This window comes from Mycobacterium sp. NPDC003449, assembly GCF_053588415.1.
Genome location: NZ_JBSFPX010000200.1, coordinates 1 through 12,943, shown reverse-complemented (window position 1 = coordinate 12,943; position 12,943 = coordinate 1). Strand labels below are relative to the sequence as shown.

Sequence of the window (12,943 nt, the reverse complement as noted above, 5' to 3'; positions counted from 1 at the left end):
CGCCGGCGCCGCGCTGTTACCCGAATTCGGGCCGGAGCCATCCGATCTCGTGTTGTCGCGATGGCACGGGCTGGGATGCACCAGTCCCGGCATTACTCACTGTATTTGGCGTTGCAGCTCAAGGCCCGCTACGAGGGCCTGCAGACGCCGGTGTACGGATTGCAGGAGGTCCATCACCTGAGCTGACGGCATACGATATGGCGCCCCGAACGTGATACCCCCCATGCCGTTCGGGGCGCCTGCGTGCCCGGGCTTGATATACAGCAGTGGTGCGTCGATGGATCTGGGTTCTGAGCGCTCTGCTGGTGGTGGTCCTGGCGAGCGCGGCGGCCGGCTACCGGTTGACCAACGCCAGGAGCTTCCAACTGGCCGGCACGTTGGTGAACCGGGTGGACACCGTCGAGAAGGTGGTCGCCCTGACCCTTGACGATGGACCGACCGAGTACACCCCCGAGGTGCTGCGAATCCTCGCCGACGCCGATGTGCCCGCCACGTTCTACCTGACCGGCCGCGAACTCGACGCCGCCCCGGCACAGGGCGCCGCGATCGCCGGGGCCGGGCACGAGATCGGCAACCACAGCTTCTCGCACCGGCGGATGGTGTTCATGTCACCGCGAACCGTGGCCGACGAGATCGATCGCACCGACGCCGCGATCCGGGCGACCGGCTACCGGGGAGCGATCACGTTCCGGCCGCCCTACGGCAAGAAGCTGTGGGTGCTGCCGCACTATCTTGCCGAACACGAACGGGTTTCGGTGACCTGGGATGTGGAGCCGGATTCGGCGGCCGAACCGGACGTCGACACGATCGTCTCCGAAACCGTCGATGCGGTGCGGCCCGGCTCGATCATTCTGCTGCACGCCATGTACCGTGGGCGCGCGGCGTCCAGGGCCGCCATCCCCCGCATCGTCGACGAATTACGTTCTGCTGGATACCGGTTCGTCACGGTCTCGGAATTGGCCGGGGCGCATGGCTGAGCTGCTGCACGGGCTGGCACCGATCGCCGGCACACAGGCGCGGAGGCTGATCCTCGGCAACATGCCCAGCGTGATGTCGCTGGCCTCCGGGGAGTACTACGGGAACCCGCGTAATGCGTTCTGGCGGATCACCGGTGAGATTTTCGGCTTCGACGCCGACGCTCGGTATCCGCGACGGGTGGGTGCGCTGACCGACGGCGGCATCGCGGTCTGGGATGTGCTGGCGTCCTGCCGCCGGGCCGGAAGCCTGGATTCCGCTGTGGAGCGGGACAGCATGGTGCCCAATGACTTCGCCGCATTCTTCGACAGCCACCGCCGGATCGAACGCGTGATCTTCAACGGCGCCGCGGCCGAGGCCAATTACCTGCAGTTGGTCGGTGCCCCGCCTCTTTCCAGCGTGCGGGCACCGTCCACCAGCCCGGCGCAGACCATGCGGTACGCCGACAAGCTTGCCGCCTGGCGGTCCGCGCTCGAGGCCTGAGGGCGTTCTGAGCGGTCTCACGCCCCGTGTTCGGCCGAGTACTCGCCCGGCGTCCGGCCCAGCATGGAGCGGAAGTCGTTGATGAAATGCGCCTGGTCGTACCAGCCCAGCCGGACCGCCAGATCGGCGAAGTCGACACCGGGGCGGCTTTCGATCTCCAAGGCCGCCTGCTGCAGGCGGTACCGGCACAGCACCCATTTCACCGGCACGCCGACATATCGGCGGAACACCCGCTGCGTAGTGCGCACGCTCCACGGCGAATGGGCCATGACCTGCTCCACCCGGTGCAGGGCGGCATCGTCGGCCATCCGATCGATCAGCGGGGTCAGCTGCCGGTACGTCTCGTCCACCGGCCCCGCGTAGGCACCGATCGCGTCGTCCAGGCGCCGGCTCACCTCTGCCACATCGGTGCCGAGATAGATTGGAGTACCGAATAATTCGTCGTCGACCGGGACGACCCGGCCGGTCATCGCGGAGGCATCCCCACCGAAGCGTGCCGTGACGCCGCCCGGCCGGAACCGGGCGCCCACCACCACGCCCCGTCCACTGATAGTGGTCCGGAACACCCGCTGCACCACCCCGTGCAGCAGGGTGTTCGGCAGCCGATGACCGTGCCGGACAACGTCATCGCCCCATTCCCTGGTGATGTGCATGGCCGGAAAGGTGATCACGGCGCTGTCGAACGGCGGCTGGTCGCGCCGGTCCCAACTGACCGACCAGAAGTGCTCGACGAACCGTGCGGCCTCCTCGGACGGCGCCCACCGGGCCAGGTCGAATGCCGTGGCGCTGGCGGCGCGCCCGACCACGCCGCGCTCCGCCACGGTGTGCCCTGACGCATTTTTCCAAGCCACCACGGGGTCAAGGTTACGAAACTGGCGGGGATGAGCATCAAACCCATTCCCGAGGGCTACACCAGCCTGACTCCGTTCATCTGCGTGGCCGGCGCCGCCGATGCGATCGGCTTCTACCAGACGGTATTCGGCGCGACGGTCGTCGAGCGGATGGACGGTCCCGACGGCGCCGTCGCGCATGCCGAGCTGGATTTCGGGTCGGGCCGGCTGCAGCTCGGTGACCCGCAAGAGGCCTTCGACATCGCGGCTCCCGATCCGGCCGCGGCCGCGACACATTCGTTGGGTCTGTACTGCCCCGACGTGGACGCCGTCGTAGCACGTGCGGAGCAGGCCGGCGCCACGGTCCGCGAACCCGCACAGACCTTCGTCACCGGCGACCGGTTCGCCTCGATCGTCGACCCGTTCGGGCAGCGCTGGACGGTGATGACCCGGGTCGAGAACCTGTCCGCCGAGGAGCGGGAGCGTCGCGTGGCCGAGTGGGCGACCCAGAACGCCTAATCGGCCACCCGGCGCGCGCCGCCGAGGAAGAGCTCGACGACAGCCTCGACGGCCGCCTCGGGAGTCAGCGTGCCCCCGACGGTCAGCCACAGCGCCCGTTCAACCAGCGCGGTGAACATCTCGAACAACATGTCGGCGGCAATGTCGTTGCGCAGCAACCCCTCCCGGATGCCGCGGTCGATCACCGCACGCACCGGCCGGATCACCCGGTCCTTGGCCTCCGGATCCGGATCCTCCTCGAGCTGGCCGAGCAGTGCCGCGTATTTGGCCCCGGTCCGCAGAAAGATGCCGGTGACTCTCGAGATGGCCCGTTCGGCGGGGACGGTGTCCAGGTCGGCGGCATCGAATGCGTCGGCCAGTTCGGCGGTGCCGGCCTCGGCCGCGCCGTGCAGCAGCGCTTCACGGGTCGGGAAGTGGCGGTACAGCGTCGCGCGTCCCACTCCGGCCTCGTCGGCGATATCGGCCATCGGGGCATCGGCGCGCCGGCCCAGCACCCGTGCCGCGGCGTCGAGAATCGTCGCCCGGGTCCGCTCGGTCGCCGCGTCAGACTTCACCACGCAGATAGCATAGCGTCTCATTGCGAGACAACTTCGTCTCACACTGATGTACTGTCGTCTCATGACTTCGCGTGAGCTGGGCCGCACCGGTTTTGCCGTATCTCCCATCGGCCTTGGCTGTATGCAGCTGTCCGGCGCCGGCCGCGGCCTTGCCACCAGGATGTTCCCGGCGCAGCCCGAGCAGCAGACCGACCAGATCATCAAGGCGGCGGTGGACGGTGGCATCACCTGGTTCGACACCGCCGAGATATACGGCCGCGGCGGATCGGAACGGGCGCTCAGCGGCGGACTGGTCCGCGCCGGGATCCGGCCGGGCGACGTCACGGTGGCCACCAAGTGGAATCCGGTCGGCCGGACCGCGCGCAGCGTCGCGCGCAGCATCGACGCCCGGTTACACGCGCTCGACCCGTTCCCGGTGGACCTGCACCAGATTCACCTGGGCGCCGGCGGGCTGTCCCCCATCCGGGCACAGGTCAAGGCCATGGGTCGGCTGGCCAACGCCCACGAGATCGGCGCCGTCGGCGTCAGCAACTTCTCCGCACGGCAGATGGAGCGCGCCCACTCGACGCTCGAACGGCAGGGCCTCGCACTGGCCAGCAACCAGGTGCAGATCAGCCTGCTGCACCGCGACATCGAGACCAACGGAGTGCTGGACACCGCGCGCCGCCTCGGCATCACCCTGATCGCGTATTCGCCGCTGCGGGAAGGCATTCTGACCGGCAAGTTCCACGATGACCGCAGCCTGCTCGACCGGGTACCCCGGCTGCGCCGCACCATCATGGGCCTCAACCCCCAGAACATCGACCGCTCGGCACCGTTGATCGAGGGACTGCGCGACCTCGCCGCCACCCACGACGCCACCGTCAGCCAGATCGCCCTCTCCTGGGTGGTCACGCATTACGGCGACACCGTCGTCGCCATCCCCGGCGCGTCGAAACCGCAGCACGCCGCCGAAGCCGCCGCCGCCATGCGCGTCGAACTCTCACCCGAGGAGACCACCGGCCTGGCCGAACTGGCCGCTTCGCTGAGCGGCTAGGTTGGCGGAATGTCATGTGTGTTCTGCGCGATCGTCGCGGGTGAGGCTCCCGCCATCCGCATTTACGAGGATCAGGATTTTCTGGCCTTCCTCGACATCCGGCCGTTCACCAGGGGGCACACGCTGGTGATCCCGAAGAAGCACAGCGTCGACCTGACCGACACCCCGCCGGCCACCGTCGCCGAGCTGGCCACCATCGGCCAGCGCATCGCGCGGGCCGCCCGCGAGTCCGGGTTGCATGCCGACGGCAACAACATCGCCATCAACGACGGCAAGGCGGCCTTCCAGAGCGTGTTCCACATTCACCTGCACGTACTGCCGCGGCGCAGCGGCGACAAACTGTCGTTCGCCAAGGGCGTGCTGGTGCGTCGCGATCCGGACCGCGAGGAATCCGGCAGGCTGCTACGTGCCGCCCTGGCGCAACTCGATGCGGCCGAGCAGGATTGACCCATGGGCATGCCGTGGTGGGAACGCTATATCGGGCTTCCGATGCTGATGGTGCACGACAGGATCTACAAAGCGTCCAACGGCCGGATCGGACACACGATCCCCGGCGGCCCGTCGGCGCTGATCCTGCACACCGTCGGCGCCAAAACCGGTCAGCAGCGCGCCAATTCACTGACCTACGCCCGCGACGGCGCCAACTACCTCGTCGTCGCGTCGAAAGGCGGTGAGCCGACGGCGCCCGGCTGGTACCACAATCTCAAGGCCAATCCGCAGGTGGAGATCAACGTCGGCCCGAAACGGTTCGCCGTCACGGCCACACCGGTGCGGCCCGACGATCCGGAGTATCCGCGGCTGTGGCGGCTGGTGAACGATATGAAGGGCAACAAGGACCGCTACATCGGATACCAGAAGCGGACGACGCGGCCCATTCCGGTGATCGTGCTGGCCCCGCGATAGCATGGCCTGGTCGGGGTGATATTCAGCCAAGGTCACCGAACGGGTTCCTGATGTATATGAAGCGGCTGGTCGTGAGCGCGGCCATTGCGGCTGTCGTGACTGTGGGTATTGCACCCGTCGTCCCGGGTACTGCCCATGCCTCACCGTGCCCACCCGGCGCCGACTGTGGCGGCGGGCCCAAACCCCCGAAGCCACCGAAAGGTGGCGGCGGAGGGGGTGGCGGCGGCGCGAAGGCGCCCAAGGCGCCCAAGATCGAGGCGCCTAAAGCACCCAAGGTCGACCTCCCCAAGGCACCCAAGGTCGGCGCACCCAAGATCGACGTGCCCAAAGCGCCGAAAATCGACGCACCCAAGATCGACGTGCCCAAGGCACCGAAGATCGACGCACCCAAAGTCGACCTCCCCAAGGCACCCAAGATCGACCTCCCCAAGGCACCCAAGATCGACCTGCCGAAGGCTCCCAAGGTCGACCTCCCCGGCCCCGACCGGATACCGGGGACGCTGCGCGGCGATTTCCGGCCGCCGAAACTACCCAAACCGGATGTCAAAGTCGGGCTCAAGCTGCCCGGCCGGATCGCCGCCGACACCAGGGGTGGCTTCCGGGTGAATCTGCATCCGCCCAAGAAGCCCGGCGACTTCAAGCTGGACTTCCGCTGGAAGGGTCGCCCGGCCGCCGACTTCCGGGCGAAGTTCCGCTTCGACCCGCTTCGCCCCCGCGGCGACATCAAGGTGGACTTCCGCTGGAAGGGCCGTCCGCCCGCGGACTTCCGCCCGAAGTTCCGCGTTCACTTCCGCGCACCGGGCCGCCCGGCCGCCGACCTCCGGCTGAGCCTGCGGCTGATCGCACCGCTGGACTTCCGGCTGGATCTGCGGGGACTGCGCATCCACCTGGCACCCCCGCCCTGGCGTGGTGGCCCGGCGCCGTGGGGATACGGCGCGGCTCCGTGGGGTTGGGGACCGCCGCCACCGCCGGCCTGGTACGGGCCGCTGCCACCGCGGTACGGGCCGCCGCCACCGCCGTTCGACTACTGGGGCTACCGCGTCGTGCCGATCTGGGACCCCGGATTCGATCAGTGGGGCGTCTGGCTGTTCGGCCTATGGATCCCGCTGGTGCCGTAGCCCGGCCGACGAGTGCGCACCGTCGGCGCTGGTAACGCCACGGCGGAAAATCCGGCCCGCGGCCGCCACAGCGTTACAAACGCGGTTACCCCGCTACCACTGCACGCCGAGCGCCTGACACACCGAGAGCGGGCCACCGTAGGCCACGATGCTGTCGGTCCAGGCGGCCTCGTCGTAGGGGGTGCCCGGTCCGGGACGCACACTCGCCACGAACAGCTGCATATCGTCGATGTAGCGCTGTAATGCCCGGGTCATGAACCGGGGCGGGGCGGCGTGCGCGTCGAGCACCTCCTGGGTCCGGCGTGCCCAGTCCTGGGTGTCGGTGACGAAGCCCGGCAGTGCCGCGGTCTGCTCGGGAGAGCCGGGATCGCCGCTGCCAAGGAACCCGTTGCTGCGGTCGTCGTTCTCTTTCATCAGCGGCGCTATGGCCTGGCACAGCTCCCGGTCGGCGTCGGTGGCCGGCACGGTGGGCGCCTCGGCGTTGGTGGCCTGCGCCCGCTCACCGGCATCGGGTTTCTGCCCCAGCGATACCAGGGCGATCACCAGTGCGGCGACCGCGAGGACCAGCGCCAACACGACGCCGATCGGCACGAGCCTGCCACGCGGGGAGACGGTGGGCGGCGGAGCAGACGGAAAACGGGGTGGCGGCGGGCCGCCTGCCATCGGGGGGCGAGTCACCGGCTCAGCCTAGAAGAGCTCCTTGGCCAGCAGCTCCAGGGTGGTGTCGCGGGCCGTCGCCTCGGCCGGGTCGGCACCGCGGCGGGCGGAGGCGACCGGGTTGACCATGACCTCGTCGACCCCGAACTCCTCGGCCAGTGCCCGCACCTGTTCGGCAGCCTCGGTGGGCGAGCCCAGCACGGCGCGTTGCAACCCCGAGGCGACGACTGCCTGGGCCTGCGGGGTCATGGTGGTCGCCTCGGCGTCCTCGACCAGGTCGAGCGGGCCGAGCGGCTGGCCGGTGCGCAGCCGCCCCATCATCTGCAGCTGCGGCAGCAGCAGGGCCTTGGCCTCCTCGGTGGTCTCGGCCACCGACGCGTTGACGGTCAGGAAGGTCACCGGCTCGGACGCCAGGTCGCTGGGGACGAACTCGTCGCGGTACACCGCGAGGGCCTCGGCGGTGCCGTGCCCGGAGAAATGGTGGGCGAACACATACGGCAGACCCTTGGCCGCGGCCAGGTGCGCCGAGTACATCGACGAGCCGAGCAGCCACATCCGCGGTTCGGTGGCCGCCGACGGGGTGGCCTTGAGGACGTAGTTCTCCCGCAGCAGATCGCGCGGCAGCGGCACCCGGACCCCGCGCTCCCCCATCAGCGCCACCACATCGTCGAGGTACTGCGGGAAGGCCTCGATGTCCCGGTCGTCACGGCCCGCGGCCCCGCGCAGGGCCAGCGAGGTCACCGGATCCGAGCCGGGCGCGCGGCCGATGCCCAGGTCGATCCGCCCCGGATGGGCCGCCTCCAGCAGGGCGAACTGTTCGGCCACCGCCAGCGGTGCGTGGTTGGGCAGCATGACCCCGCCCGAACCCAGCCGCAGCTGCGCGGTGTGCGCCGCCAGATGCGCGATGAGCACCGGCGGGCTGGTGGCCGCGACGGCCGGCATGTTGTGGTGCTCGGCGATCCAGTAGCGGGTGTATCCCAGCCGGTCCGCGGTCTGCGCGAGATGGGTCGTGGCCGTCAGGGCATCGGCGGTGGACTGGTCGGTGCGCACCGGGACGAGGTCGAGGACAGAGAGCCGCATGACAGCGTCAACGTCACGACCCGCCGGGTTCGTTCCCGATCCGCTTCGCGGTGGCGAAGATGTCGTCGAGCATCGGCTCGGTGAGTCTGCCGGTGAAGGTGTTCTGTTGGCTGGGGTGAAAGCAGCCGAGCAGCGTCACCGTGCCGAACTCGGTGTCCAGCGGCACGGCCGCGCCGTGGCCGAACTTGGGCGCCGGTCTGATCGCGGCGCCGGCCATCTCCAGTGCGGCGCGCCAGGCGAAGCCGCCGAGCGCGACGATCACCCGGACATGCGGGCCCACCAGCCGCCATTCGGCGTCCAGCCACGGCGCGCAGACCGACCGTTCCCCGGGGGTCGGCGCATTGGCAGGCGGGGCGCAGCGCACCGCGGCGGCCATCCTGGTGTCGATCAACCGCATGCCGTCGGCGGCGTCGACACATACCGCCTGGGTGGCCAGCCCGGCCCGGTGCAGCGAGGCGAACAGGAAGTCCCCCGACCGGTCGCCGGTGAACACCCGCCCGGTGCGGTTGGCCCCGTGCGCGGCAGGCGCAAGGCCGACGATGAACACCCGCGGCTCGGATGCCCCGAAGCCGGGCGCGGGCCTGCCCCAATATGGTTGATCGGCAAAGGATTTCCGTTTGACCACGGCCACTTCCTCGCGCCAGGACACCAGCCGCGGGCAGGCCCGGCACACCGACACCATGGCGTCGAGTTCGCCGATGCCGCTCACCGCGCGGGCCCGCCTGCGGACCTGAGCGGCGGTCTTGACCACCGGCGTGTCGGGTGTCGCCGGATCGCCGGGCCAGCCCGCGCCGGGCGGCACCGGGGAGGCGAACAGGTCCCCGGTACGAAAATGCGGTAGCTGCACCCGTCCACTGTGCCGCAAAATCCGTCCATGACCGACACCGGGCGCGGCCCGCTGCTGCTGATCCTGTCCGCCGCGCTGACGGCGGGCGCGGGCAACGGGATATCGATGGTGGCGTTCCCATGGCTGGTGTTGCAGCGCAACGGTTCCGCACTCGACGCCTCGATCGTCGCGATGGCCGGGACGCTGCCGTTGCTGGTCGCGACGCTGATCGCCGGGGCCGCCGTCGACTATCTCGGCCGGCGGCGGGTGTCGATGATCTCCGACCTGCTCTCCGCGCTGTCGGTGGCGGCGGTTCCGGTGCTGGCCCTGGTGTTCGGTGTGGAGGCCATCAACGTCGCGGTACTCGCGGTGCTGGCCGCATTCGGGGCGTTCTTCGACCCGGCCGGGATGACCGCACGCGAGACCATGCTGCCCGAGGCGGCGGGCCGGGCGGGCTGGACGCTGGACCACGCCAACAGCGTGTACGAGGCGGTGTTCAACCTGGCCTACATCGTCGGGCCCGGTATCGGCGGACTGCTGATCGCCACCATCGGCGGGATCAACACCATGTGGGTGACCGCGGTGGCGTTCGGTTGTTCGATCGCGGCCGTGTCGGTGCTGCGACTGGAAGGGACGGGCCCGCCGGACCGGGCCGCCCTGCCCGACGGCGTCTGGTCCGGCATCGTCGAAGGGCTGAGATTCGTCTGGCACACCCCGGTGCTGCGCACCCTGGCGATCGTCGACCTGGTCGCCACCGGGCTGTACATGCCAATGGAGAGCGTGTTGTTCCCGAAGTACTTCACCGACCGCGACGAGCCGGCCGAACTCGGCTGGGTGCTGATGGCGCTGAGCATCGGCGGCCTGGTGGGCGCGCTCGGCTATGCCGTGCTCTCGAAGTACGCGAGCCGGCGGGCCACCATGCTGACCGCCGTGCTGACCCTCGGGGTGGCGATGACGGTCATCGCGTTCCTGCCGCCGCTGCCGCTGATCCTGGTGCTGTGCGCGATCGTCGGCCTGGTGTACGGGCCGATGGCGCCGATCTACAACTACGTCATGCAGACCAGGGCACCGCAGCATCTGCGCGGCCGGGTGGTCGGTGTGATGGGGTCGCTGGCCTACGCCGCGGGCCCGCTGGGCCTGATCGTGGCGGGCCCGCTGGCCGACGCGGCCGGCCTGCACGTGACCTTCCTGGCGTTGTCGCTTCCGATGCTGGCGCTCGGGCTGATCGCGATCGCGCTTCCCGCGCTGCGCCAACTCGACGTCAGCTGATCTGCTCCCACAGCACCCGGTACTGCTCGGCCGCCGGGCTGTGCGGCGCGAACGCCGTGACCGGTGACCGCTTCTCGGCCATCTGCTCGATGACGGACAACGCCGCGATATCGGTGTCGAGAATGCCCTCCCGTTCGGCCGACAGCTGCGCGACCACATCGCGGTGCAGCCGCTTGCGCCGGTCCACCATCGAGAAGAACGCCTTCACGGTCGGCTGCCTGCCCTCGAAATCCCCGACGAATCCGACCAACTGGTCGTAGGTGCGCACCGACAGAGTGGCCGGAATCATCGGCGCCACCAACGTGTCGACGGCGTGCAGCACATTCTCCGAGACCAGTGAGATGCTCGGCGGGCAGTCCAGGAAGACCACGTCGTATTCGTCGGCGAGCGGTGCCAGCAACTGCCGGATCCGCCGGGTCGGCTTCTTCGTATCGTCGAGCTGCAGGTCCATATTGCGGTAGGTGAAATCTGCCGGCACCAGGTCGAGCAGGTCGAAATCGGTGGCCTTGATCGCATCGTCGAGCGTGCGCTTACCGCGGACCAGCCCCTTGCTGCCGCCCTTGACCTTGGGCCGGATCCGGAACAGGTAGGTGGCGGCGCCCTGCGGATCGAGATCCCACAGCAGCGTGCGGTTGCCCTCGAGTGAGGACAGGTGCGCAAGGTTCACCGCGGCCGAGGTCTTACCGACACCGCCCTTGATGTTGTAGGTCGCGTAGATCTTCACCGCTGTACCAGCGCTTTCACTCGGGCCCGATTCTCGTCGTCCAGGAACGGCCGCAGCCTGCCCACCAGTGCCGAACGGGCGCGCAGCTGGTGGGCGTCGAGCTGGGCGGCCAACTCCCCCATCGCGAGAACGGTGGCAGGCGGCGCGGCACCCTGCTCCATCATGGCCCCGGCGAATTCGCGGACCGCCTCGCGCTGCACCTCGCCGTCCTGGAAGTCACCGAGCGTGTCCTGCAGCGATTTCAGCTCCTTGACCAGCTTGCGGTGCGGTTGCTCGGCGTGCAGCGGCCGGAACACCTCGAGCAGATAGCGCAGCTCCTTGCACCGCTTGCGCAGCGAATGCACGTCGTCGCTGGGCGATTCGGCGGTGATCCCAGCACCGCGTTTGGCGACCTTGTCGAACACCTTGCCGACCCGTTGCCGGGCCAGCGCCGAAACCGGCGGTCCGTCCGCTGTTTCGGTCACCCGGGCCAGCTCGGCGCGCCAATCCGCCATGAGTGTTTCGAAGCGGCGGGATCGCAGGCCCCGGACCAGGCTGCGCCGCTCGGCGGTGCGGTGCCTGCGCAGGAACGATCGGAACGGGCCGAGATCGGCCGGGGCGGCCGAGGTGAGCCCGGTGGCCATATCGTCGAACCCGAGCAGGTAGACGTCGAGGTCGCGGACCGGGGTGGTGAGGTCGCCGAGCCATTTAAATTCGGGCCCGAAACGCTCCGCCAGATCGTCGGGCAGCACATCGCCCACCAGTTTGAGGATCGACCGGGTGCGCCGCACCGCGACCCGCAGATCGTGCAGGAACTCGGTGTCGGTGGCCGCGATCGTGCCCGCCACATTGTCGTCGATCGCGGCCGCGAAGTTCGCCAGCACGGTCGCGATCGCGGCCGCCGCGGGCGTTTTCGCGGTGAACGTCGCGCCGGGCCCGCGGGGCGCCCGCTCGGCGTGGGCCAGTGCATCGTCGTAGGAGCTCACCTCGGCCCTGGTCAGCCCGTCGACCGCGGACAGGGCACGCACGATGCGGTCGGCGTCGGAGTCGTAGCCGCGCAGCGGCGTCACCTCCAGCCAGCCCATGTCGTTGTCGCTGTGCTCGATGAGCAGCCGGGCCACCGTCTTCTCGTCGGTGTTGAGCACGCGGCACTCCTGCACGGTGCCCGCCACCGCGACCACCGGCAGCAGCGCCCTCGGCTCGATGATCGGGGCGAGGGCGTCGCGCAGCGGACCGGCGGGCAGGTCCTCGGCCATCGCGGGCCACTTCGGCATCACCGGGCACCGCACGTCCGTACCGTCCGGCAGCTGCGCGGTGAGCGGGCGGTCGTCGACGAACCGCAGTGCGATACCCGCATCGTGCAGCCGCCAGTCGAACGTGTCGATCCAGGTGCGCGACACCGCGCGTTCGGGTCCGGCGATCACGGTGTACTTCGGTTGCACCGCATCGGCGATCTCGTCGACCGCGACCACACCCACGATGTTCAAGGCTCGGGCGTCCCGAGAGGTCATCGAGTACCTCGCTGGGTCATCTGGAACCTTTCTGGTGCGGTGGTCGGCGACATTGGCCCCAGATCCTAGACATGTTCGGTTAACGAACAGTTCGGCCCGCGTACACATAGTCCGGGCTCGTTAGGATCGCAGCTGTGCTGTCAGAGCTGATCGCCGAACTTCCCGACGGTGTCGTGGTCACCGACCCCGACATCCTGGCCTCCTACCGCCAGGACCGCGCCGCCGATCCCACCGCGGGCACACCCCTGGCAGTGGTCCGCCCCTCCCGCACCGAAGAGGTGCAGACCGTGCTGCGCTGGGCCGGCCAACACAAGGTCGCGGTGGTGCCCCGCGGGGCGGGCACCGGACTGTCCGGCGGCGCGACCGCACTCGACGGCGGCATCGTGCTGTCCACCGAGAAGATGCGCGATATCCGCGTCGACCCGGTCACCAGGACCGCCGTGGTACAACCCGGGCTGCTCAACGCCGAGGTGAAG

General features: G+C 69.4%; 16 protein-coding genes and 1 pseudogene. 10 read left to right on the top strand and 7 right to left on the bottom strand.

Features of this window, described 5'->3' with window-relative positions:
* The 3 genes from ACWDTP_RS32640 to ACWDTP_RS32630 all read left to right on the top strand — a co-directional run.
* A partial coding sequence (locus ACWDTP_RS32640) for a hypothetical protein (RefSeq protein WP_450027358.1) occupies positions 1-186 on the top strand: 186 nt, incomplete at its 5' end.
* Positions 187-266: 80 nt separating this feature from the next.
* Positions 267-977 carry a polysaccharide deacetylase family protein gene (locus ACWDTP_RS32635; protein WP_450027357.1) on the top strand — a complete coding sequence of 237 codons (711 nt, stop codon included), beginning with the start codon at positions 267-269 and terminating at the stop codon, positions 975-977.
* Positions 970-1,458, top strand: coding sequence for a DNA-deoxyinosine glycosylase (locus ACWDTP_RS32630; protein WP_450027356.1), 489 nt, complete (start codon positions 970-972; stop codon positions 1,456-1,458). The genes ACWDTP_RS32635 and ACWDTP_RS32630 overlap by 8 nt, the downstream gene beginning before the upstream one ends.
* A 17-nt stretch (positions 1,459-1,475) precedes the next feature.
* Here ACWDTP_RS32630 and ACWDTP_RS32625 read toward each other — a convergent pair whose 3' ends face one another.
* The gene (locus ACWDTP_RS32625; RefSeq protein ID WP_450027355.1) at positions 1,476-2,312 is read right to left on the bottom strand and encodes an AraC family transcriptional regulator; all 837 of its coding nucleotides are present in this window, start codon (positions 2,310-2,312) and stop codon (positions 1,476-1,478) included.
* Positions 2,313-2,339: 27 nt separating this feature from the next.
* Between ACWDTP_RS32625 and ACWDTP_RS32620 the strand changes: the two genes are divergently transcribed.
* Positions 2,340-2,807 carry a VOC family protein gene (locus ACWDTP_RS32620; RefSeq protein ID WP_450027354.1) on the top strand — a complete coding sequence of 156 codons (468 nt, stop codon included), beginning with the start codon at positions 2,340-2,342 and terminating at the stop codon, positions 2,805-2,807.
* On the opposite strand, the gene ACWDTP_RS32615 is transcribed toward ACWDTP_RS32620, so the two are convergent.
* Positions 2,804-3,364 (bottom strand): TetR/AcrR family transcriptional regulator, encoded by a 561-nt coding sequence (locus ACWDTP_RS32615; protein WP_450027353.1) that lies wholly within the window; start codon positions 3,362-3,364, stop codon positions 2,804-2,806. The two genes, ACWDTP_RS32620 and ACWDTP_RS32615, sit on opposite strands and share 4 nt — an antisense overlap.
* 61 nt (positions 3,365-3,425) lie before the next feature.
* Between ACWDTP_RS32615 and ACWDTP_RS32610 the strand changes: the two genes are divergently transcribed.
* The 4 genes and pseudogenes from ACWDTP_RS32610 to ACWDTP_RS32595 all read left to right on the top strand — a co-directional run.
* Positions 3,426-4,400, top strand: a complete 975-nt coding sequence (locus ACWDTP_RS32610) for an aldo/keto reductase (RefSeq protein ID WP_450027352.1) — start codon at positions 3,426-3,428, stop codon at positions 4,398-4,400.
* Positions 4,401-4,409: 9 nt separating this feature from the next.
* The gene (locus ACWDTP_RS32605) at positions 4,410-4,847 is read left to right on the top strand and encodes an HIT family protein (RefSeq protein ID WP_450027351.1); all 438 of its coding nucleotides are present in this window, start codon (positions 4,410-4,412) and stop codon (positions 4,845-4,847) included.
* A 9-nt stretch (positions 4,848-4,856) separates the two neighbouring features.
* Positions 4,857-5,303: a nitroreductase family deazaflavin-dependent oxidoreductase gene (locus ACWDTP_RS32600; RefSeq protein ID WP_450027360.1), complete on the top strand. Its 447-nt coding sequence runs from the start codon at positions 4,857-4,859 to the stop codon at positions 5,301-5,303.
* A 935-nt stretch (positions 5,304-6,238) separates the two neighbouring features.
* Positions 6,239-6,421, top strand: a pseudogene (locus ACWDTP_RS32595) (hypothetical protein); the annotation flags it as partial.
* A 93-nt stretch (positions 6,422-6,514) separates the two neighbouring features.
* Here the strand turns inward: ACWDTP_RS32595 and ACWDTP_RS32590 are convergent.
* The 3 genes from ACWDTP_RS32590 to ACWDTP_RS32580 are packed head-to-tail and all read right to left on the bottom strand — an operon-like array spanning position 6,515 to position 9,005.
* The gene (locus tag ACWDTP_RS32590; protein ID WP_450027350.1) at positions 6,515-7,099 is read right to left on the bottom strand and encodes a hypothetical protein; all 585 of its coding nucleotides are present in this window, start codon (positions 7,097-7,099) and stop codon (positions 6,515-6,517) included.
* Positions 7,100-7,108: 9 nt separating this feature from the next.
* Entirely contained in the window at positions 7,109-8,158 is a 1,050-nt protein-coding gene (locus ACWDTP_RS32585; RefSeq protein ID WP_450027349.1) for an LLM class flavin-dependent oxidoreductase, read from the bottom strand.
* Between the two features lie 13 nt (positions 8,159-8,171).
* On the bottom strand, positions 8,172-9,005 hold the full coding sequence (locus tag ACWDTP_RS32580) for a uracil-DNA glycosylase (RefSeq protein ID WP_450027348.1): 834 nt from the start codon (positions 9,003-9,005) through the stop codon (positions 8,172-8,174).
* A 27-nt stretch (positions 9,006-9,032) separates the two neighbouring features.
* On the opposite strand from ACWDTP_RS32580, the gene ACWDTP_RS32575 reads away from it, so the two are divergent.
* Complete coding sequence (locus tag ACWDTP_RS32575; RefSeq protein WP_450027347.1) at positions 9,033-10,253, top strand: MFS transporter; 1,221 nt, start codon at positions 9,033-9,035, stop codon at positions 10,251-10,253.
* Here the strand turns inward: ACWDTP_RS32575 and ACWDTP_RS32570 are convergent.
* Both ACWDTP_RS32570 and ACWDTP_RS32565 read right to left on the bottom strand, forming a co-directional pair.
* Entirely contained in the window at positions 10,246-10,977 is a 732-nt protein-coding gene (locus ACWDTP_RS32570) for a ParA family protein (RefSeq protein WP_450027346.1), read from the bottom strand. The genes ACWDTP_RS32575 and ACWDTP_RS32570 overlap by 8 nt on opposite strands.
* Positions 10,974-12,467 (bottom strand): CHAD domain-containing protein, encoded by a 1,494-nt coding sequence (locus ACWDTP_RS32565; RefSeq protein ID WP_450027345.1) that lies wholly within the window; start codon positions 12,465-12,467, stop codon positions 10,974-10,976. The genes ACWDTP_RS32570 and ACWDTP_RS32565 overlap by 4 nt, the downstream gene beginning before the upstream one ends.
* A gap of 125 nt (positions 12,468-12,592) precedes the next feature.
* On the opposite strand from ACWDTP_RS32565, the gene ACWDTP_RS32560 reads away from it, so the two are divergent.
* A partial coding sequence (locus ACWDTP_RS32560) for an FAD-binding oxidoreductase (RefSeq protein WP_450027359.1) occupies positions 12,593-12,943 on the top strand: 351 nt, incomplete at its 3' end.

Excerpts from the sequence above, each read along its gene's own strand:
- ACWDTP_RS32610 (WP_450027352.1), top strand. The coding sequence starts at position 3,426 with ATGACTTCGCGTGAGCTGGGCCGCACCGGTTTTGCCGTATCTCCCATC.
- ACWDTP_RS32620 (WP_450027354.1), top strand. The coding sequence starts at position 2,340 with ATGAGCATCAAACCCATTCCCGAGGGCTACACCAGCCTGACTCCGTTC.
- ACWDTP_RS32630 (WP_450027356.1), top strand. The coding sequence starts at position 970 with ATGGCTGAGCTGCTGCACGGGCTGGCACCGATCGCCGGCACACAGGCG.
- ACWDTP_RS32605 (WP_450027351.1), top strand. The coding sequence starts at position 4,410 with ATGTCATGTGTGTTCTGCGCGATCGTCGCGGGTGAGGCTCCCGCCATC.
- ACWDTP_RS32600 (WP_450027360.1), top strand. The coding sequence starts at position 4,857 with ATGCCGTGGTGGGAACGCTATATCGGGCTTCCGATGCTGATGGTGCAC.
- ACWDTP_RS32575 (WP_450027347.1), top strand. The coding sequence starts at position 9,033 with ATGACCGACACCGGGCGCGGCCCGCTGCTGCTGATCCTGTCCGCCGCG.
- ACWDTP_RS32565 (WP_450027345.1), bottom strand. The coding sequence starts at position 12,467 with ATGACCTCTCGGGACGCCCGAGCCTTGAACATCGTGGGTGTGGTCGCG.
- ACWDTP_RS32585 (WP_450027349.1), bottom strand. The coding sequence starts at position 8,158 with ATGCGGCTCTCTGTCCTCGACCTCGTCCCGGTGCGCACCGACCAGTCC.